This is a genomic window from Spirillospora sp. CA-142024, assembly GCF_050942325.1.
Lineage (GTDB): Bacteria > Actinomycetota > Actinomycetes > Streptosporangiales > Streptosporangiaceae > Spirillospora.
This window is the reverse complement of sequence record NZ_CP192077.1, coordinates 2,452,158-2,470,379: the sequence shown is the minus strand read 5'-3', so window position 1 is coordinate 2,470,379 and position 18,222 is coordinate 2,452,158. Positions and strand designations below refer to the sequence as shown.

17 protein-coding genes are annotated in these 18,222 nt (G+C 71.0%); 5 read left to right on the top strand and 12 right to left on the bottom strand.

Going from position 1 to position 18,222, the window contains the following annotated elements; all coding sequences use genetic code 11:
* Positions 1 to 19: 19 nt before the first annotated feature.
* A complete protein-coding gene (locus ACQPZP_RS11920; protein WP_433477691.1) occupies positions 20 to 1,333 on the bottom strand; it encodes an NYN domain-containing protein in 1,314 nt (437 codons plus the stop codon).
* A 425-nt stretch (positions 1,334 to 1,758) separates the two neighbouring features.
* Between ACQPZP_RS11920 and ACQPZP_RS11915 the strand changes: the two genes are divergently transcribed.
* Together ACQPZP_RS11915 and ACQPZP_RS11910 are read left to right on the top strand one after the other, a co-directional pair.
* Positions 1,759 to 2,646, top strand: coding sequence for an endonuclease/exonuclease/phosphatase family protein (locus tag ACQPZP_RS11915; RefSeq protein WP_433477690.1), 888 nt, complete (start codon positions 1,759 to 1,761; stop codon positions 2,644 to 2,646).
* Entirely contained in the window at positions 2,643 to 3,671 is a 1,029-nt protein-coding gene (locus tag ACQPZP_RS11910; RefSeq protein WP_433477689.1) for a hypothetical protein, read from the top strand. Before ACQPZP_RS11915 ends, ACQPZP_RS11910 begins: the two co-directional genes overlap by 4 nt.
* Here ACQPZP_RS11910 and ACQPZP_RS11905 read toward each other — a convergent pair.
* Genes ACQPZP_RS11905 through ACQPZP_RS11890 form a run of 4 tightly spaced genes read right to left on the bottom strand, consistent with a single transcriptional unit; the run spans position 3,649 to position 7,088 of the window.
* Positions 3,649 to 4,572, bottom strand: coding sequence for an ABC transporter substrate-binding protein (locus ACQPZP_RS11905; RefSeq protein WP_433477688.1), 924 nt, complete (start codon positions 4,570 to 4,572; stop codon positions 3,649 to 3,651). The genes ACQPZP_RS11910 and ACQPZP_RS11905 overlap by 23 nt on opposite strands.
* A gap of 16 nt (positions 4,573 to 4,588) precedes the next feature.
* Positions 4,589 to 5,275 carry an ABC transporter permease gene (locus ACQPZP_RS11900; RefSeq protein WP_433477687.1) on the bottom strand — a complete coding sequence of 229 codons (687 nt, stop codon included), beginning with the start codon at positions 5,273 to 5,275 and terminating at the stop codon, positions 4,589 to 4,591.
* Positions 5,272 to 5,919 (bottom strand): ABC transporter permease, encoded by a 648-nt coding sequence (locus tag ACQPZP_RS11895; protein WP_433477686.1) that lies wholly within the window; start codon positions 5,917 to 5,919, stop codon positions 5,272 to 5,274. The genes ACQPZP_RS11900 and ACQPZP_RS11895 overlap by 4 nt, the downstream gene beginning before the upstream one ends.
* Positions 5,919 to 7,088 carry an ABC transporter ATP-binding protein gene (locus tag ACQPZP_RS11890; protein ID WP_433477685.1) on the bottom strand — a complete coding sequence of 390 codons (1,170 nt, stop codon included), beginning with the start codon at positions 7,086 to 7,088 and terminating at the stop codon, positions 5,919 to 5,921. The genes ACQPZP_RS11895 and ACQPZP_RS11890 overlap by 1 nt, the downstream gene beginning before the upstream one ends.
* A 159-nt stretch (positions 7,089 to 7,247) precedes the next feature.
* On the opposite strand from ACQPZP_RS11890, the gene ACQPZP_RS11885 reads away from it, so the two are divergent.
* Positions 7,248 to 8,711, top strand: coding sequence for an aromatic amino acid ammonia-lyase (locus ACQPZP_RS11885; RefSeq protein ID WP_433477684.1), 1,464 nt, complete (start codon positions 7,248 to 7,250; stop codon positions 8,709 to 8,711).
* A gap of 22 nt (positions 8,712 to 8,733) precedes the next feature.
* On the opposite strand, the gene ACQPZP_RS11880 is transcribed toward ACQPZP_RS11885, so the two are convergent.
* Positions 8,734 to 9,747, bottom strand: coding sequence for a LacI family DNA-binding transcriptional regulator (locus ACQPZP_RS11880; protein WP_433477683.1), 1,014 nt, complete (start codon positions 9,745 to 9,747; stop codon positions 8,734 to 8,736).
* 178 nt (positions 9,748 to 9,925) lie between these two features.
* On the opposite strand from ACQPZP_RS11880, the gene ACQPZP_RS11875 reads away from it, so the two are divergent.
* A complete protein-coding gene (locus ACQPZP_RS11875; protein ID WP_433477682.1) occupies positions 9,926 to 10,450 on the top strand; it encodes a cysteine dioxygenase in 525 nt (174 codons plus the stop codon).
* A gap of 144 nt (positions 10,451 to 10,594) precedes the next feature.
* Here ACQPZP_RS11875 and ACQPZP_RS11870 read toward each other — a convergent pair whose 3' ends face one another.
* Together ACQPZP_RS11870 and ACQPZP_RS11865 are read right to left on the bottom strand one after the other, a co-directional pair.
* Positions 10,595 to 11,755: a hypothetical protein gene (locus ACQPZP_RS11870; protein WP_433477681.1), complete on the bottom strand. Its 1,161-nt coding sequence runs from the start codon at positions 11,753 to 11,755 to the stop codon at positions 10,595 to 10,597.
* Positions 11,670 to 12,821, bottom strand: coding sequence for an acyltransferase family protein (locus tag ACQPZP_RS11865; protein ID WP_433477680.1), 1,152 nt, complete (start codon positions 12,819 to 12,821; stop codon positions 11,670 to 11,672). Before ACQPZP_RS11865 ends, ACQPZP_RS11870 begins: the two co-directional genes overlap by 86 nt.
* A 190-nt stretch (positions 12,822 to 13,011) precedes the next feature.
* On the opposite strand from ACQPZP_RS11865, the gene ACQPZP_RS11860 reads away from it, so the two are divergent.
* On the top strand, positions 13,012 to 13,779 hold the full coding sequence (locus ACQPZP_RS11860) for an SGNH/GDSL hydrolase family protein (protein WP_433477679.1): 768 nt from the start codon (positions 13,012 to 13,014) through the stop codon (positions 13,777 to 13,779).
* A gap of 3 nt (positions 13,780 to 13,782) precedes the next feature.
* Here the strand turns inward: ACQPZP_RS11860 and egtD are convergent, their stop codons facing one another.
* From egtD to egtA, 4 genes are read right to left on the bottom strand one after another with little or no spacing between them, the layout of a single operon-like run.
* A complete protein-coding gene (egtD, locus tag ACQPZP_RS11855) occupies positions 13,783 to 14,739 on the bottom strand; it encodes an L-histidine N(alpha)-methyltransferase (protein WP_433477678.1) in 957 nt (318 codons plus the stop codon).
* A gap of 11 nt (positions 14,740 to 14,750) precedes the next feature.
* Positions 14,751 to 15,497 carry an ergothioneine biosynthesis protein EgtC gene (gene egtC / locus ACQPZP_RS11850; protein WP_433477677.1) on the bottom strand — a complete coding sequence of 249 codons (747 nt, stop codon included), beginning with the start codon at positions 15,495 to 15,497 and terminating at the stop codon, positions 14,751 to 14,753.
* Positions 15,498 to 16,832, bottom strand: a complete 1,335-nt coding sequence (egtB, locus tag ACQPZP_RS11845; protein WP_433477676.1) for an ergothioneine biosynthesis protein EgtB — start codon at positions 16,830 to 16,832, stop codon at positions 15,498 to 15,500.
* Positions 16,829 to 18,028 carry an ergothioneine biosynthesis glutamate--cysteine ligase EgtA gene (gene egtA / locus ACQPZP_RS11840; RefSeq protein ID WP_433477675.1) on the bottom strand — a complete coding sequence of 400 codons (1,200 nt, stop codon included), beginning with the start codon at positions 18,026 to 18,028 and terminating at the stop codon, positions 16,829 to 16,831. The genes egtB and egtA overlap by 4 nt, the downstream gene beginning before the upstream one ends.
* Positions 18,029 to 18,222 lie beyond the last annotated feature (194 nt).

Sequence of the window (18,222 nt, the reverse complement as noted above, 5' to 3'; positions counted from 1 at the left end):
GACCGCCGGAAGGAATCCCTCAGCCGAGCGCGTCCTGGGGGGCTTGGTCTTCGGGGGCCGTTTCGTCCTTTGCGGGGGCTCCCAGCCAGGCCCTGACGGTGGCGATCTCGTCGTCGGAGAGCCCCTCGTCATCGGCCCGGGCGACGACGTTCTTCGTGAAGGCCGTGCCGATCTCCGCCGGGGTGGGCGGCGGCTGCCGGTACAGCGGGCAGCCGCCGTACGAGGTGCCCTGCGCGACGAAGGTGACGCTTCCGCGGCTGATGGGGAACCCCTGGTCACGGAGCCGGTCCCGGGACCAGCGCGTGCATTCGGTCAGGTTGAACTCGTTTGTGCAGGCGTAGTCGGAGAGGGTCTGGTAGATCAGCGGCCACCATTCCTGCGGGAGCCGGGGCAGATTGAGCAGGTCCACCATGCGCTCGACGGGCTCCGGGAGGGTGATGCGCGGCGGAGCGGCGCCGGTGTCCTCGGGCGGAGCATGACGGCTCTGGTCCCACATCCGATGCTGGGACATCTGCAGATCGGGCAGTCTCAAACTGCCCACCGCGCGAGCGAAACTGCCGAAACCGAACCATCGGGTCCTGCTGATCGCGTCGTCCAGTTCGTCGCGCACCTGCTGCGCCACGGTGGCCATGTTCAGGGCTTCGGACGCGTTCTCGTACTCCGTGACGACCATGGACCGGAACGACTCGTACGCGTTCTTCTGGTCGACCGGGACGACGCCGCCGACGGCATCGCCGAACGCGGAGGCCGCGGCGTCGTCGGCGTCATCGTCGACGTCGACCGGCTCGCCCTGGATCAGTGCCAGCAGCCCCTGGTTGCCGAGCGTCCGGTCGGCGATCGAGGTGAACGCCTCCGCCGTGTCCGCGGGTGACACGATCATGGTCCGCCGGTCCGCGCGGCGCAGCCGCTGCAGCAGCGGCGTCATGTCGGAGTCGCCGGAGGCGATCACGAATTCCTCGTAGCCGGGGTCGGCCGACAGGGCGTCGACGGCGTCCACGACGATCCTGATGTCGGCGCCGTTCTTCGTGGCGTTGTAGCGGGGGCAGTCGATCACCTCGAAACCGGCGCGGACGAACGACGTCCGGAACTTGGAGAAGAACAGCCGCGTCGGCTCCCCCGAAGGGTCGCGGTGGCCCACCCATCCGCTCGGATTGAGGTAGCAGCGCAGGATCAGCCAGCGCCGCTCGGCATCGTCCGTCAGCGCCGTTGACAAGTGCCGGAGCCACGTCCCGGGATCGCGCGCGAACCGGATGGCGACCTCCGGGTCCAGCTTGAAAAGCCCGATGAACACATTGTCGAAGTCGAGATAGAGCGCCGTGCGGACATACCTCATGAGCGCAACGTATCAGCAGATCAACGAACAAAGGCTGGGCTGTGCACAAAACAGCATAAGCGCTTCGGGGGACGGCGCGGATCCGGCCGCCCCGAAGTCCTCGTCCTCCACGGTCGCGTCCGGCGCCGTCCGACCCGGCGGGGACGACGCCGCCGAGGATGCGGGCCCGCTCCCCCGGGACGACCGCATCGCACACGACCGGCCCAGGCGGCCGCGCCACTTAATGGCGAGAATGAAGCCTTTCTGAATTCGCCGCAACCGCGAGAGGACAGCGCAATTAATTGCAAAAAATGGACAAGACAGAAAAGACGATCTATGCTCAAAGTCGCAGCAGGATGGGCGGGTGGCGAGATGGTGACGGCACAAGGCGGCCTGCCCCGGCGCTCACCGGCGCCGCGGGCCTCCGGCGGACGGTGATCGGCGGGATGCTCGCACGCGTCCTCCGCCGGCGGTGGTTCTGGCCGGTGGTCGCGGCGGCGGCGATCCTGCTGATCTCCGGGTTCGTCCTGGCCGAGCCGGAGGCGGACGGCGACGGCACGGTCCGCGTGATGACCTACAACCTCCGAGGCGTCAACGACCCGTCGCCCAGGGACTGGAAGACCCGGTTGCCGCTGGTCGAGCGGCTGCTGAACCGGCACGACCCGGACCTGCTGGGCGTGCAGGAGGCGCGGTGGTACCAGGTCCGCGACCTCGCCCGCGCGCTGCCGGACCACGGCTGGATCGGCCTCGGCAGCCAGGGCGGCACCCGCGACCAGTTCCTGGCGATCTTCTACCGCAAGTCGCGGTTCGAGGTCCTGGACTTCGATCACTTCTGGCTCTCCGACACGCCCGCCGTGATCGGCTCGGCCACCTGGGGCAACCGCTACGTCCGGATGGTGACGTGGGCCAAGTTCCGCGACCGCCGCACCGGCACGGTGATGTACCAGGCCAACACGCATCTGGACAACATGTCGGCGACCTCCCGGGTGAAGAGCGCCGGGCTGATCCTCGACCGCGTCCGCAAGTTCCAGGCGGGCGTGCCCGTCGTCCTCACCGGGGACTTCAACTCCGCCGCCGGCGCCTCGCCCGCGTACACGATCCTCACCGGGCCCGGCGCGTTCCGGGACACGTGGACGACGGCCGACCGGCACGGCCCGCAGTACCGCACCGAGAACCACTGGCTGCCCCCGGAACGGGACGGCAAGCGCATCGACTGGATCCTGGCGCGCGGCGCGGTCCGCACGGTCTGGACCGAGATCGACCCGTACCGCGCCCGCGGGATCTACCCGTCCGACCACGATCCCGTGATCGCCCATGTCAAGATCTCCGGATGATCGGTGAGGAGCGGCTCTGCTGGATGAGGGTGTCGGGCTTCCGGGAGGTGCCCGGGTTCGGTGACCTCCCCCACGGCCGGGTGCAGGCCGGCCACCTTCCGCGGGGCGCCCGGGCACGGCTGCTGCGCGGCGGGGTCCTGATCGCCGAGGACCTCCGTGCCGGGGCCCTGGTCAGAGAGAAGATCATCGGGACGCGGCTGGAGGCCCGGGAGAGGGTCGGCGAGTTCCGCCGGGTCGCGGTGGCGACCGGGCACGGCGGGGTCCGTGCGGACGATCACATCGAGGTCTACACACGCGCGGAGCCCGCGGAGGCCGATCGGCACCGGGCCGGGGAGTCCGCCCTGGGGCGCGCGACCGTCCGCGAGACGACCGGGGATCCGCTGGCGGGGCCGGGCGCGCGAGTCGACACGGCCGAGGGAAGGCTGAGAGCGGGCGACCGCGTCCGGATCGTGCGCGGCGGCCGGCCGGTGGCCGAGGCGCTGCGGCTGCTGCTCCTGGCCGACGAGGCCGGGGCGCCGGCGGGCGAGCTGGCAGCGGGCGGACGCGGGTCGCTGTACCTGGGCCATCCCGACCTGCGTCCCGGGGACACCGTCCTGGCCTACGGTGTTCCGGCACCGGAGTGGACGGAGGCGCGAACCCCCACGCTCAGCGTCACGGACATCGCTTCCGCCGGCGCCACGACCCGCGCCGCCGTCCTCCCGATCAGGAGTTACGGGACGCCGTCGAAGGACGGCACCGAAGGGCTGGCGGCCGGTCACAGGGCCCGCGTGCTGCGCGACAAGACCGTCTTGGCCGACGGGCTGACCATCGGCGGCGTCTCCACGCAGGGCTTGTTCGAGCAGGCGATCAGGGCCGACTCCGACTACAAGATGAACGTCGCCATCGACTTCCCCGATCTGCGAGAAGGCGACTGGATCGAGCCCTACCGGGTTCTGCCCGCGCGGGGGGTGACCGCACGCGAAAGCCCGCCGCGAGGAGGGCGGCGGGCTTTCGTGCGGGACGTCAGGCGAGGCCGGACTTCTTGAGCCAGTCCTCGGCGACCTTCTCCTGGTCGTCCTTGTCGATGGAGATGCGCTTCATCATGTCCAGGAGGTCCTGGGTGGTGAGCTTGGCGGAGACGGCGTTCAGGGCCGCCTTCGCCTTGTCGTCCACCGCGGACTTGTTGACGAGCGGCGTGACGTTCTGGGCGCTGAAGACGTGCTCCGGGTCCTCCAGGACGACCAGCTTGTTCTGCTGGATCGTCGGGTCGGTCGTGAACAGGTCCGCCGCCTGGATCTTGTTCTCGGTGAGCAGCTTCACCAGGGTGGCCTGGGCGCCCGCGTCGAACGGCTGGAACTTCTTGAAGTCCAGGCCGTAGACCTTCTTGAGGCCGACGAGCCCCTGCTGGCGGGTCTTGAACTCCGACGGCCCGGCGATCGTGAGGTCCTTGGCGACCGGCTTCAGGTCGGCGATGGACTTCAGGCTGTACTTGGCGGCCGTCTGCGGGTTGACGGTGACGGAGTCCTTGTCCTCGGCCTGCGCGGAGTTCAGGATCTCGACGCCGGCCGGCAGCTTCGCCTTGAGCGCGGCGTTGATCTCTTCGGTGGTCGCGGCGGTGCTGGTCTTGTCGACCGACGTGGTGAGCAGCGCGCCGTTGTACTCGGGGATCACGCTGATGCCGCCCTTGACGACCTGGTCGTAGTAGATCTCGCGGGCGCCGATGTTGAACTTGCGGGTGACCTTGATCCCCTTGGCTTCGAGGGCCTGCGCGTACAGCTCGCCGAGCAGGTTGCTCTCGGGGAAGTTGGCGCCGCCGACGGTGACGGTGCCGTTGCCGCCGCCGCCGGAGAGGGGGTTCGAGTCGTCGCCGGAGTCTCCGCTGCCGCAGGCGGACAGGGTCAGGGCGGCCACGAGGCCGACGACCGCGCCACTGATGAGTCTGTTCATTGTCCTTGTCCTTAGTTCAGGAGGGTCGGGCGGAGCCGAGGAGGCCCGGTGAGATGACGAGGCGGCGCAGCGCCGCGAAGACCAGCTGGACGATCAGTGCCAGCAGCACCACCAGGACGGTGCCTCCGACCACGAGCTGGTAGTCGTTGCGCGCCAGCCCGTCGATGATGTAGCGGCCGAGGCCGCCGAACCCCGGGTAGGCGGCGATGGTGGCGGTGGCGACGACCTGGATCGCGGACGTGCGGAGCCCGAGCAGGATCAGCGGCAGCGCCATCGGCAGCTCGACCCGCCACAGTACGCCCCAGCCGGTCATCCCCATGCCGCGCGCCGCGTCCTTGGCGTCCGCGTCGACCCCGCGGACGCCCTCGAAGGTGTTGACCAGGATCGGCGGCACCGCCAGCGCCACCAGCGCGACGAGGACCGGGGTGATGCTGTACTCGATCACCACGACGAACAGCACCAGCCCGAAGGTCGGGACGGCGCGCGCGATGTTCGCCAGGCTGATCGCGAGGAAGCCGCCCCGGCCGGTGTGCCCGACGACGAGCCCCAGCGCCAGCCCGATGACCGCGGCGCAGAGCAGGGACACGCCGCTGTAGTAGACGTGCTGGAGCAGCCGGTGCGGGATGCCGTCACCGCCGTGCCACTGCGACGACGCCGTCAGCCACGTCCAGAACAGGTCGATCTGGTTCCACAGGTCGTTCATGAGGTCCCCCGGGCTCGGGCCCACGGGGTGAGCAGGCGTTGGACGATGACCAGGATCGCGTCGGTGACCAGGGCCAGCAGGACGATCAGGACGGTGGCGGCGACGATCTGCGTCTGGAACTGCAGCTGGTAGCCGCGGATGATGTCATATCCGAGCCCGCCCTGCCCGATCAGCTGCCCGACGGCGACGAGGCTGATGGACGAGACGGCGGCGACGCGGGTCCCGGCCATGACGATGGGCACGGCGATCGGCAGTTCGACCTGCATGAGCCGCCGCAGCGGCCCGAAGCCCATCGCCGTCGCCGCCTGCCGGACGGGTTCGGACACCGACGCCAGGCCGTCCACGACGTTCGGCACCAGCACCGACAGGCTGTACAGGGTCAGCGGGATCATGACGGTGGAGGCCGTCAGCCCGGTGTACTGGATGAAGATCATGAACAGCGCGAGCGACGGGATCGCGTACATGACGTTCGAGATCGTCAGCGTCGGCGGGTAGAGCCAGCCCCAGCGGCGGCACAGCACGCCGAGCGGCAGCGAGATGACCAGGCCGAACACCACCGGCAGCAGCGCGAGCCGCAGGTGGATGAGGGCGTGCTCGGTGAGCGTGTCGGTGTGTTCGCCGATCCAGCCCCAGTCGATGTCCATCAGCCACCGTCCTTCGACAGGGACGGGGCGTCGTCTTCCGCGTCCGCGCTCTCCGCGTCCGGGCTGTCCGTGTCCGTGCCGTCCTCGTCCCGGGTGCCGTGGGTGGGGACGGCGAGCAGGTCGGTGCCCGCGGCGGTGCCGACCACGGCGCCGGTGCCGTCGACGCCGACCGCCAGGCCGGACGGGGACAGGACCGCCGCGTCCAGCGCGACCCGCACCGAGTCGGTCCCGACCAGGAAGGTGGGGCCGACCGGGCGGAGGCTCGCCTCCCCCAGCGGCCCGGTGACCTGCGCCGGGCGGACCCAGCCCAGCGGGTGCCGATCGTCGCCGACGACGAGCACCCATTCCTGTCCGGCGGCGTCCGAGGCGTCGGCGCTCGCCGGGCGGACCGCGTCGTCGCTCAGCCGCAGCCCGCCCGTTCCCGCGAAGGACAGCGTGCGGATGCCGCGGTTCTGCCCGATGAAGCCGGCGACGAAGTCGTCGGCGGGGTGGGCGAGGAGGTTCTCGGGGCTGTCGAGCTGGACGAGCCTGCCGCCGGTCTGGAACACCGCGATCCGGTCGCCGAGCTTGATGGCCTCGTCGATGTCGTGGGTGACGAACACGATCGTCTTGTGCAACTCGTCCTGGAGGCGGAGGAACTCGTCCTGCAGTTCGGCGCGGACGACGGGGTCGACGGCGCTGAACGGCTCGTCCATCAGCATGACCGGCGGGTCGGCGGCGAGGGCGCGCGCGACGCCGACGCGCTGCTGCTGGCCGCCGGACAGCTGGAACGGGTAGCGCTTCCCCATCGACGGGTCGAGCCCGACCCGTTCCATGAGTTCCGCGGCCCGCTCCCGCGCCTTCTTCTTGTTCCAGGACAGCAGGTACGGAACGGTGGCGATGTTGTCGAGGATGGTGCGGTGCGGGAACAGCCCGGCGTGCTGGATGACGTAGCCGATGCCGCGCCGCAGCTCGGCGGGCTTGCGCTCGCGGACGTCCTGCCCGTCGATGAGCACGCGCCCGGACGTGGGCTCCACCATCCGGTTGATGGTCCGCAGCGCGGTGGTCTTGCCGCCCCCGGAGGTCCCGACGAACACGGTGATGCGGCCTGTGGGGCATTCGAGGCTGACGTCGTCGAGCGCGACGGTGCCTCCGGGATAGCGCTTGGTGACGCCCTCAAAGGTGATCAACGATTCACGTCCTCGCCGGGCGCCCGCGACGCCGATGATCGATTTCGGCCTTCTACCCAACCGTAATGAGTGGGTACCGTCATTTCAGTGCCCCGGCGTGTCCGGAACTTCGGATCTTGAGGATATCTACCGGGAATCTCGGGAAAGTACCGTTGCGGCGTGGAGAACAGCCGAATCGTTATCGATGGGACGAATCTCACGTGTACGCAGGTGGTCCGCGCCGCCCGCGAGGATGTGACGATCGTCATGGCGCCGGACGGCGTCGAGCGGGCGCGCGACGCCTGGCGGGTCGCCCGCGACGTCGCCGGATCGCAGCCGGTGTACGGGCGGACGACCGGCGTCGGCGCCAACCGCGTGGTGGACGTCGAGTGGGAGGACGCCGACGCGCACGGCCTGCGGCTGCTGCGCAGCCACGCGGCCGGGGCCGGTCCGCTGGTCGCGGCGGAGATCGTCCGGGCGATGCTGACCGTCCGGCTGAACCAGATCGCGGCGGGCGGATCGGGCGTGGAACCGGGCGCACTGCAGGCCCTGGCGGACGTTCTCAACCTGGGCCTCCTTCCTCCGGTGCCGGTCTACGGGGCGATCGGCACGGGCGACCTGACGGCGCTGGCGTCGACCGCGCTGTGCCTGCTGGGCGAGCGGTCGTGGCTCGCGGGGCCGGACGGCCTTCAGGAGCGGGGCCCCGGCTACCGGCTCCGCTCCGCCGACGCGCTGGCGTTCATCAGCTCCAACGCGGCCACGCTCGGCGAGGCGGCGCTCGCGGTCGCCGACCTGCGGGAGATGCTCCGCGCGTCGACGGTCGTGGCCGCGCTGTCGCATTTCGCCGTCCGAGGCTCGGAGGAGCCGTACGCGCAGCCGGTCCAGGACGCCTGCCCGCATCCGGGCCAGCAGGAGGCCGCGGCCGCGATGCGCGGACTGCTCGCCTTCGACCAGCCGGCCCCGATGCGCATCCAGGACCCGTACGGGTACCGGGCGTTCCCGCAGGTGCACGGCCCGGCGCTGGAGGCGGCCCGCTATGCCGAGCAGGTCGTGACCCGCGAGATCAACGCCGCCGCAGAGAACCCCCTCGTCGACGTCCCGGCCCGGACGGTCTGGCACAACGGCAACTTCCACACCGCCTACGTCGGGCTCGCCCTGGACGCGGCCCGCGCCGCCCTGTTCCAGACGATGGCGCTCGCCGCCGCCCGCCTCGGAACGCTCGCCGAGCCGTCGTTCACCGGCCTCTACGCGTTCCAGGGCGAGACCGAGGCGTCCTCCGGGATCATGATCCTGGAGTACGTGGCGCATTCGTGCCTCGCGGACGTCCGGCGCCTCGCGACCCCGGCGGCGCTCGGCAGCGCGGTGCTGTCGCGCGGCGTCGAGGAGCACGCGGGGTTCTCCACCCAGTCGGCCCGCGCGACGACCGACGCCGTCGCCGCCTACCGGCTCGGGCTCGGCTGCGAGCTGGTCGCGGCCGTCCGGGCGCTGCGGATGCAGGGGCGGGCGCCGTCCGGCGGGCCGCTCAGGTCGGCGTCCGACATGGCCGCCGCCGTCCTCGACCCGCGGATCGAGGACCGGCCGCTGGACACCGACATCGCCGCCGCCGCGGACCTCCTGCCCGACCTGGCCCGTCTCCACCCTTGACTCCCGGGGGCCCCGCATACGGTCAGCCCGCCGGGACCGTCTCGCCGGTCGAGGCGCGGACGCGAAGGGACGGCTCGCGGACGACACGGCGCTTGCGGGGCTTGCCGTCGATGACGTCCACGACGAGCCGGACGGCGGAGTGCACGATGCCGTCGATGTCCCAGTCGACGGTGGTGAGCGGCGGGGTGAGCAGCGCCGACATCGGATGGTTGTCGTACCCGCAGACGGCGACGTCGCCGGGAACGGCCAGGCCCAGCTCACGGGTGGCGGCGTAGACGCCGTAGGCGATCGAGTCGGCGAAGCAGAACACGGCCGAAGGACGGTCGGGTCCGCCGAGCACCCGCATGGCGACCTCGGTGGACTCGGCGAGCGACTGCGGCACGACGACCACGTCCACCCGCAGGCCCAGCCGCACGGCCTCGGCGTTGACGTACACGTCGGCGGGGCGGTCCGGGGTGCTGGAGAGGGTCGGGGTGAACACGGTGACGCGCTGGTGCCCCAGATCGCGCAGATGCTCCAGGGCGAGCGTGACCCCGCGCCGGTTGTCGAACACGACCTCGCCCTGCGCCTGGCCGCCGTGCAGCGCGTCGCCGATGGAGACGACGGGGATCGCCGCGGCCAGCTCCGACCACAGGGCGGCGGACGGGTCGAGCGGCTGGACGATCAGGCCGTCCACCCGCTGGTCGCGCAGCCGGCGGGCGAGGGCCCGCTCCCGCTCGGGATCGCCGCCCGCGTCCACGATCAGAGCGTACCGGTCGCGGGCGAGCAGCGCCCGGCCGATGCCGACCGCGAGGGACTGCTGCCAGTAGTCCTCCAGCGAGCCGCACAGCAGCCCGACCTGGTCGGTGCGGCCGCTGGCGAGCGCGCGGGCGATCGGATGGGCCTCGTAGCCGAGCTCCTCCGCCGCCGCGCGGACCCGTTCCTGGGTCTCCTCGGAGGTCTGGATACCGCGCAGCGCGTACGACACCGCCGCGGGCGACAGCCCCGTCGCCTGCGCCACTTCCCGGATGGTCGCGCGCTTGCGCTTCTCCGACATCCCTCCAACCCTAGAGGCCGCCGCCGACAAAGCACGGACCGAACTTGACGAACCGGCTTCTGAAGCGGTTCACTGAAACGGTTAACTGATGCGGTTCAGAAGCCTGGCCAGCGGATTCACGCCGAGTTCCGGGCTCAGTGGGCCGCGCGCCACGACAGTTTCGGAGAGGAGCGAACCCGTGTCTTCCGAGGTCCTGCCCCGCGCCGCCGGCTTCGAGAGCCTGCCCGGCCGTCCCCTCGACAAGCGGGAACTGCGGGAACTGGTCGACGACCTGGCCGGGCGGCCGGGACTCTGGCGGCAGCACGTCGCCTTCCCGGAGGGAGAGCGCCACTACGCGTCCCTCTACCGGGACGAGCACGTGGACGTCTGGCTGCTCTGCTGGACGCCCGAGAACGACACCGGCTGGCACGACCACGACGTCTCCTCGGGAGCCGTGCGCGTCGTCGCCGGGTCCATCGAGGAGAACAACCCGCGCATGGGCGGCGAGCCTCTGCGGACCGTCGTCGGAGAGGGACGCTCGTTCTGCTTCGGCCCGGACCACATCCACCGGCTCACCGGGGTGGACGACGCCAGCGTCTCGATCCACGCCTACTCGCCGCCGCTGCAGCGTCTCGGCCAGTACTCCGTCGACGAGTCGGGCCTGATGCGCCGCATGACGGTCGACTACACCGAGGAACTCCAGCCGCCGGAGGAGCCGGCCTGAGGCTGGTGCCTCCGGCGGGCCCGCCCGGGGGCGGCGGGCTCGCCGGAGGGGGCGCGTCCGACCGAAGCCCGCTCACATCGACCGGACGCCCACACTTCCTTCAGCGCGCCCCACCCCAGATGTGTCACACCGGCCCAAATCCCGTCACTCCGGAAGCCGGCGGTCGGTCAGGGCGCACACGGTGATGACGACGGCGAAGCAGGTCGCGGCGCCTCTCAGGAGGCCCGCTTCGTAGTAGGTGTCCGTCACCAGGCTGACTGCGGCGTACCCCGTGACCGCCCCAGCGAGGAACGCCACCGTCGCTTGGACGGCCCAAAGGCCGATCCGCATCGGTTCCAGACCAGCGAGGGCATCTCGCAGACCGCACACGACGGCCACCAGACAGACGAACGATCCGGCGGCTACCGCTATGAGCGGAGTACCGAAGTTGACGCCGTACCGGACCGCCAGCGCGGGGACGAAGAAGAGGAGCAAGGCCCAACGCAACCCGCCGGCGACGGACGAGAGCGCCACCCCCGCTTCTCCAGGGCTCAGCCGTGCTGAGAACCAGCGCGCACCCACGAGAGCGCATGCGGCGACGATCGCACCTGGCAGGCGCCCGCTCAGATGACCGAGGTTGTACAGAAGCGCGGTGTCGTAGACGGTCAACACCAGTTGCCCCAAGGCCCAGACGGACACGGCGAACAGAAGCATCTGTGTGAACGACAAGCGGTCTGGGGCAGGGCCCTCCTGCCTGGCCAGCCAGCGGAGCAGCAGCGGTGTGACCACAGCCGAGATGGCTCGGATCACGATGTCGTCCACCGTGTAGGGGTTGTGCAGGTCCCACTCGACCGTGCAGAAGACGAAGGTGTAGGAGACCGATGCGGTCCACACCAGCCACGAGCTCACGAGACGCCGATACAGATCGCGCGCCAACCATCGCAGCACCGTGACATAGGCCAGGAGGACGACGGGCAACTCAAGGAACGCCTGCACCCGCAGGACCGACGGCGCGAGCAGCTCTGGCATCGGGAAGTGGTTTGCCATGGCGCGCATCGCCGAGCCGTCCGCCAGTGCGAACCAGCCCTCTGGCAGGTACTTCGCAATGAACGAGGCATCGCCGTCGTGTACACGGAGCACGTACACGGTGAAGAGCACCTGGTTCAGGTACACGAGCCCGACGACCAGCCCCAGGAACACTTCTGGACGCGCCCAGGCCCGCGTAGAACCGGGCGAGGAGTCAGGTGCGCGCCGCATCAACCGGGGCGCGATCGCGAGGCTCACTGCCGTTGAGGTCAGTACCGCCCCGTCCACCCCGATCGCCATGGGCGACCAACGTAGACGGTTCCGCAGGCTGCCGCATGGGCTTCAACGACGCCTTGAGGCGGGCGCGCAGCCACGCCGCGCCCGGACGTTCCACCAGCCGATGCACGGCATAGGCGGCAATCAGCGAGGCTCCGACGACCACCGCCAGAGCCGCCCACCTGTCGAGCCCCGGGTAGACCGCGTCCAGCAGCGGTAGCGCGACCTGCGAGTGGACGAGGTACAGCGGATACGTCAGCGCCCCGAGGACGGTCAGCCCGTGCCAGCGCAGCCTCTGCAGGCGGCCCGTCGCGACGAGGATCATCACCGCGAAGATCCCTGTGATGACCGCGCTGACGACGACCTCGTCCGCGCCCCGGAAGACGTGCTCCGCGCGCCAGGCGCCCCAGTGCAGCGCCAGGATGTAGGACGCCGCCACGTATCCCCAGAGCAGCAGCGTCGGCCCGAACCGGTGGATCATGTAGAGCGCCATGCCCGCGATGAAGTAGCAGCTCCAGGTCGGGATCAGCATCACCTGGAGCAGGTCGCTGTCCGCCTCGTCGGCGAAGACACCGCCGAGCATCCAGGCCGCCATGAAGATGAGGCAGGACCGGTAGGTGATCCCGACGCCCGCGAGCACGGCGGCGAGCACGTAGAAGTGCAGTTCGACCCAGAGCGTCCAGTAGACGGCGTCCACGTTCTCCAGGCCGAGTCCGCCCTGCAGCATGGTCAGGTTCGGGATGACCAGGCCGGGAACGCCGTGCCCCATCCGGAACACCGCGTACACGAAGGCGCCGAGCAGCACGCTCACCCAGTACGCGGGCATCAGCCTGACCAGCCGCGAGACCCCGAACTCCCCCGGGCTGCGGCCCCACGCGCTCATCAGGATCACGAACCCGCTGATGACGAAGAACAGGTCGACGCCGAGATAGCCGAACCGGGTGACCGGGGCGATCTCGGGGAACACGTCCCTGGAGGGCGCGGGCCACGGCCCGGCCCCGCCGAACCCCGTGAAGTGGTACAGCACCACCGCCGTCGCCGCCGCGAAGCGCAGCAGGTCGAGTTCGCGCAACCGTTCCCGTCGTGTCACGGCGGAACCGTCCCGTGACGAGGTTTCCCGACCAGAGCCGCAAGGTGAACACCGCATGGAGGAAAGGCCGCCATTGAACATTGCCGGGGCGCGGCCGAACATTGCCCGGGCACGGTCGCGGAGTGCCCGCGGTGGCGGCGGCGGGTCAGTAAGATGCCGGGTGCGTCTCCCGAACAATTGGTGGTTCTCCATGACATCTCGCCGCGCCCGTCGCGGCGCGGCGACTCTGATGCTGTGCCTGGGCCTGGTGGCGGTCGTGACGCTCGCCGGTTGTTCCGTGCTCGCGGGTTCGGTGCACAAGCCGGCCGCGGCGGACGGGCCGGCGAAGAACGACAGGCCTCGCGGCGCCCCGCCCGTGGTGATGTTCCTCGGCGACAGCTACACGGTCGGCGACCGGGGCGTCGAGGCGGAGTCCACCTACGCCTCCGCCACCGCACGGCTGCTCGGCTGGCAGGTCGTCGTCGGCGGCCGGTCCGGCACCGGGTACGTCGTGAAGGGCCGCGGGCCGCACGCGTTCCTCGGCCTGTTCGAGAGCCAGCTCGGCTGGCGCCCGGCGCCGGACATGCTGATCGTGTCCGGCGGCCACAACGACTTCCGGATCCCGCCGGCGCAGGTCGCGGCGGCGGCGCACGTGCTGCTCGAACGCGCCCGGCAGCGCTGGCCCGGCACCCGCCTCGTGGTGCTCGGCCCGCTCTGGGGAACGGGAACGCCGGTGCCGGGCGCGATCGCCGTCCGGGACGCGCTGAAGAACCTGGCCGGCCAGCTCGGCGTCCCGTTCGTCGACCCGATCGGCGAACAGTGGATCACCGGTGACCTGCTGACCGGCCAGGGCAACGCGCCCCGGCTCATCAAGCAGGACCGCACCCATCCGACGCCGGCGGGCCACCTGTACGTGGCGACCCGCCTGGCGGCGGACCTGAAGCGGCTGGGCCTCGCGCACCCCGTCCGGAAGGCCTGAGCGTCAGCCGGACGAGGGCCGTGCGAGGGTGAGGGAGAAGTCGCCCGCCTCGTCCGTCCAGAACTCGGCGAGCTCCATCCCGGCGGCGCCGAGTTCGGCCTCCAGCCGCTCCCGCCGGAACTTGGCGGAGATCTCGGTGCGCATCTCCTCCCCGGCGGCGAACGACACGTCCAGGTCGAGCCCGCCGACGCGGACGTCCTGGGCGCGGACGGACCGCAGCCGCATCTCGATCCACTCCTCGGCCTCGTTCCAGACCGCTACGTGCTCGAACGCGTCCGGGTCGAAGTCCGCGTCCAGCTCCCGGTCGATGACGCGCAGGACGTTGCGGTTGAACTCGGCGGTGACGCCGACCGCGTCGTCGTAGGCGCGGACCAGCCGCCCGGCGTCCTTGACGAGGTCGGCGCCGAGCAGCAGGAAGTCGCCCCCGGTCATGGTGGCGCGCACGCCGCCGAGGAACCCGATGCGTTCGGCGGGCGGCATGTTGCCGATCGTCCCGCCGAGGAAAGCGATGAGGCGCCGCTCACCGCCGGGCAGCAGGTGCAGGTGCTGCTCGTAGTCGGCGACGACGGTCCGGACGGTCAGCCCGGGATGGTCGGCGGCGATCCCGGCCGCGGCGTCCTCCAGGAAGTCTCCGCTGACGTCCACCGGCACGTAGGAGCCCAGCGTTCCGGACAGCGCGTCGAGCAGCAGCCTGGTCTTCTCCCCGGACCCGGCGCCGAGTTCGAGCAGGGTGCGGGCGCCGGTGGCGGCGGCGATGTCGGGCGCCCGCGCGGCGAGGATCTCCCGCTCGCGCCGGGTCGGATAGTACTCCTCCAGCTTGGTGATCTCCTCGAAGAGCGCGCTGCCGCGCTCGTCGTAGAACCACTTGGGCGGCAGGGTCTTGGGCGTGCCGGTGAGCCCCTCCCGGACGTCCCGGCGGAGCGTCTTGGCGAGGTCGTCGGCGGTCAGGAACCGGTCCACGTGGTTCTCCTTCAGAGCGGGTCGATGCGGACGCCGGACGCGAGGCCGGCGGTGACGAGCGAACGGTCGGGGACGCGGCGCCAGCCGGCGTCGTCGTCGAGCGGTTCGGACGCGATCCGGATCGCGTCCCCGTCCTCGCGGACGAACAGGGAGTCGCCCCAGGTGGTGGCGGCCAGGGACGTCCCGTCGGAGGCGAGCAGGTTGTAGCGGCCGGGCGCGAGCGCGGTGATCGCGGCCAGGGCCGCGGCCAGGCCATCGCCGAGCGGCGCGCCCTCCCGCCAGTGCCGGACGGCGAGGGCGAACAGCGGCGCCGAGTCGACGGGCGCGCGGGCGTCGGGCATGTCGGCGACGTCTCCGGCCAGCTCACGGAGCTTGGACTCGACGCCGCCGTAGCCCTCGATCTTCCCGTTGTGGCTGAACAGCCATGGCCCGGCGCGGAACGGCTGGGCGCACGACTCGTCCACGGGGAACCCGGCCGTCGCCGACCGGATCGCCGCGACCGCGCAGGACGCCCTGACCGCCCCGGCGACCTCGCGGAACGACTGGTCCGTCCAGATGGGCTGGGCCCGGCGGAATCGGACCGGTTCCGCGAGCGGAGCGCCGTCCTGGTACCAGCCGACGCCGTACCCGTCGGCGTTGAGGAGGTTTCCCTGAGTCATGCGCGGCGCGTATGCCTGGGTCTCCAGGGAGTACTGCCCGTCGTAGACGAGCGAGTGCAATGTCCGTTCCGGCCCCAGGTAGCCGAGATGACGGCACATTCAGCGGACCTCCCCCGGGGTGCGGGCACAGCGGAACCCGGAGAAGATCTGCCTCCTGATGGGGTAGTCCCAGTTGCGGAACGATCCGCGTATGGCGAGCGGATGCGTCGCCCAGGAGCCGCCCCTCAGCACCTTGTAGTCGGGCCCGAAGAAGACCTCCGAGTACTCCTTGTAGGGGAACGCACGGAAGCCGGGGTATCCGTGGAAGTCCGACGACGTCCACTCCCACACGTCCCCGAGGAGACGCCTCACCCCGTACGCCGACGCACCGGACGCGTAGGAGCCGGTGTTGGACGGACGGAGCGTCCGCTGGCCCAGGTTGGCGCGTCCCTCTTCGTAGACGTCGCCCCAGGGGTAGCGGCGTGACCGCTCGGTGGCCGGGTCCCAGCGGGCGGCCTTCTCCCACTCGGCCTCGGTCGGCAGCCGTTTCCCGGCCCAGCGCGCGTAGGCGTCGGCTTCGTACCAGCACACGTGCTGGACGGGCTCGCCGGGCGGAACGGGTTCGGTCCGCCCGAACCGGCGCCGCACCCACTGTCCGCCTTCCCGGTCCCAGAAGGCAGGGGCGCGCTTGCCACTGCTGTTGCGCCACTTCCATCCGGCGGGGTCCCACCAACGCGGGTCGTCGTAGCCACCGGCTTCGATGAACGCGATGTAGGACGCGTTGGTGACCGGTTCCACGTCGATGTAGTAGGCGGGCAGGTCGACGATGCGCACGGGACGTTCGTTGTCGTACGCCCATGGGTCGTCCGAGGTGCCCATCTGGAACGGCCCGGCCTCGATGAGCACCTCGTCCACGCCGGAGCCCTCACCAGGCTTCTGCAGAGGCTCCGCCAAGGGGTCGAGCAGGGCTGGGGTGCCGCGGCGCAACTGGTGCGTGGCGAGCATGGTCTCGTCGTGCATGTGCTCGTGCTGGACGACCATCCCGTACACGAACCCACCCGACGTGAGCGGATCCGGGGTGTCGAACCGCACCGACGACAACGAGTCGAGCACCTTGGACCGGACCGTGCCGATGTAGGCGTGGGCCTCGTCCGGCGACAGGAGCGGCAGGGTCGGCCGTTCGGCGCGCGGATGCTCGAACGCGTCGTACAGGTCGTCGATCTCCGGACGCATCGCCTCCTGCCCGCCCGCCGTGCGCAGCAGCCACAGTTCCTCGTAGTTGCCGACGTGCGCGAGGTCCCACACGAGCGGCGACATCAGCGGCGACACCTGAGCCGTGAGGTCGTCCCCGGCGAGGACGTCGGTGGTGAGGCCGAAACTACGGTCCCGGACGGCGCCGAGCTCGTCGGCGATGAGTTCCTTCAGCGCGGCCTCGTCGGCGAACGGGACGCTCATGTCCGATCCTCCAGTGCGAAATGTGGGGAGTCGTCGGCGGGGCTGCGTCCTCGCTCGACGTACCGGTGGGCGTAGTCCTCGACCAGCGGGACCAGGCAGGAAGCGCCGAGCCGCGGCAGCGCCTCCAGCGCCGCCGCGAAGCACGCCCGCGCGGCGGCGGCCAGCGACGCGTCGGACAGCCCGCACCGGGCCGCCTCCGCCCACCGGTGCGCCACCGGCTCGGCCGCGGCCTCGGCGGCGCGCGACGCGGCCGGGTCGTCCAGCAGGGCGGTGGCGACGGCGACGGGGACCGGCCAGTACGGGCCGGGCAGCGCGTCGATCATGCGCAGTTCCAGCCAGCCGCGCGGCCGGACGGGCGGGAACAGCGTCGACAGGTGGTAGGTCAGGTCGTCCTCGCCGGGCTCGCCCTTGTCGAGCCACTCCAGGAACGACATGCCCGGGTCGGACACCCACTCGCCCTCCGCCGTGTGGACGAGCATGACCTGGGCGTCGAGCGCGTACCGCGTCCACGCCTCGGCCGGGTCGCCGTCCGCCCCGTCCCGCAGGACGGGCAGGGTGCGGCACGGGTCCAGCTCGGTCCAGATGCCCTGCCGGGACGAGCGCAGCCCGGTGCGGCGGCCGGCCCGCAGCGGCGAGTTGGCGAACGCGGCGACCAGCACCGGCCCGAGCGCGTGCGCGAGCCGCCAGCGGCGGGACGCGTCCGGGGCGTCGGCGCCGATGTCCAGGTTCACCTGGACGGACGCCGTCGAGCACATCATCGCCAGCCCCGCGTCGCGGAAGCCGCCCGCGCGGAAGTAGTCGCGCATGCAGGCGTAGCGGGGATGGTCGGCCTGGAACCGGGGGCGGCGGACCGGGTCGACGCCGTGCCCGTCGAGCGCGAGCCCGTCCGGCGCGAGCACCTCCCGCACGTGGTCGACATCCCGGCCGAGCGCCTTGTAAAGGCCGTCCAGCGTGTCGAACGGGGCGGAGCTGAGCTCCAGCTGCCCGCCCGGCTCGTAGGTGACCTTGCTGCCGCCGGGCGGCGGACCGGCCCGGTCCACGAGGGCCCGCACCCGATCGCCGGAGACGTGCGCGGCCGCATCGGCGGCGTCGACGACGAGCCACTCGGTCTCGGCGCCGACCGTCCCGGGCGGGCCGGTCTTGAAGCAGACACCGCGTATGTGCTGGTAGACGTCGTCCACTGTCAGCCGGGTCACCGTTGACTCCTCAAGTAACTCGATAACAGGTTCGAATCCTTCCCTGCTGAACCGGATCAGGAATCCGCTAATTTTCGTGAACTTCCTTAAATCTCCGTGAACGTCACTGTCCGCATGCGCACCAGCTACCTTCCGTGCCGTTCGGCGTCACGCCCGCCCCCGGACCTCGCACGGGTTGACAGAAGACGCTAGAG

What these genes read in the sequence shown, in the direction of transcription:
- ACQPZP_RS11920 (WP_433477691.1), bottom strand. Translation starts at nt 1,333, where the DNA reads ATGAGGTATGTCCGCACGGCGCTCTATCTCGACTTCGACAATGTGTTC.
- ACQPZP_RS11915 (WP_433477690.1), top strand. Translation starts at nt 1,759, where the DNA reads ATGCTCGCACGCGTCCTCCGCCGGCGGTGGTTCTGGCCGGTGGTCGCG.
- ACQPZP_RS11910 (WP_433477689.1), top strand. Translation starts at nt 2,643, where the DNA reads ATGATCGGTGAGGAGCGGCTCTGCTGGATGAGGGTGTCGGGCTTCCGG.
- ACQPZP_RS11905 (WP_433477688.1), bottom strand. Translation starts at nt 4,572, where the DNA reads ATGAACAGACTCATCAGTGGCGCGGTCGTCGGCCTCGTGGCCGCCCTG.
- ACQPZP_RS11900 (WP_433477687.1), bottom strand. Translation starts at nt 5,275, where the DNA reads ATGAACGACCTGTGGAACCAGATCGACCTGTTCTGGACGTGGCTGACG.
- ACQPZP_RS11895 (WP_433477686.1), bottom strand. Translation starts at nt 5,919, where the DNA reads ATGGACATCGACTGGGGCTGGATCGGCGAACACACCGACACGCTCACC.
- ACQPZP_RS11880 (WP_433477683.1), bottom strand. Translation starts at nt 9,747, where the DNA reads ATGTCGGAGAAGCGCAAGCGCGCGACCATCCGGGAAGTGGCGCAGGCG.
- ACQPZP_RS11870 (WP_433477681.1), bottom strand. Translation starts at nt 11,755, where the DNA reads ATGGCGATCGGGGTGGACGGGGCGGTACTGACCTCAACGGCAGTGAGC.
- ACQPZP_RS11860 (WP_433477679.1), top strand. Translation starts at nt 13,012, where the DNA reads ATGACATCTCGCCGCGCCCGTCGCGGCGCGGCGACTCTGATGCTGTGC.
- egtC (WP_433477677.1), bottom strand. Translation starts at nt 15,497, where the DNA reads ATGTGCCGTCATCTCGGCTACCTGGGGCCGGAACGGACATTGCACTCG.
- egtB (WP_433477676.1), bottom strand. Translation starts at nt 16,832, where the DNA reads ATGAGCGTCCCGTTCGCCGACGAGGCCGCGCTGAAGGAACTCATCGCC.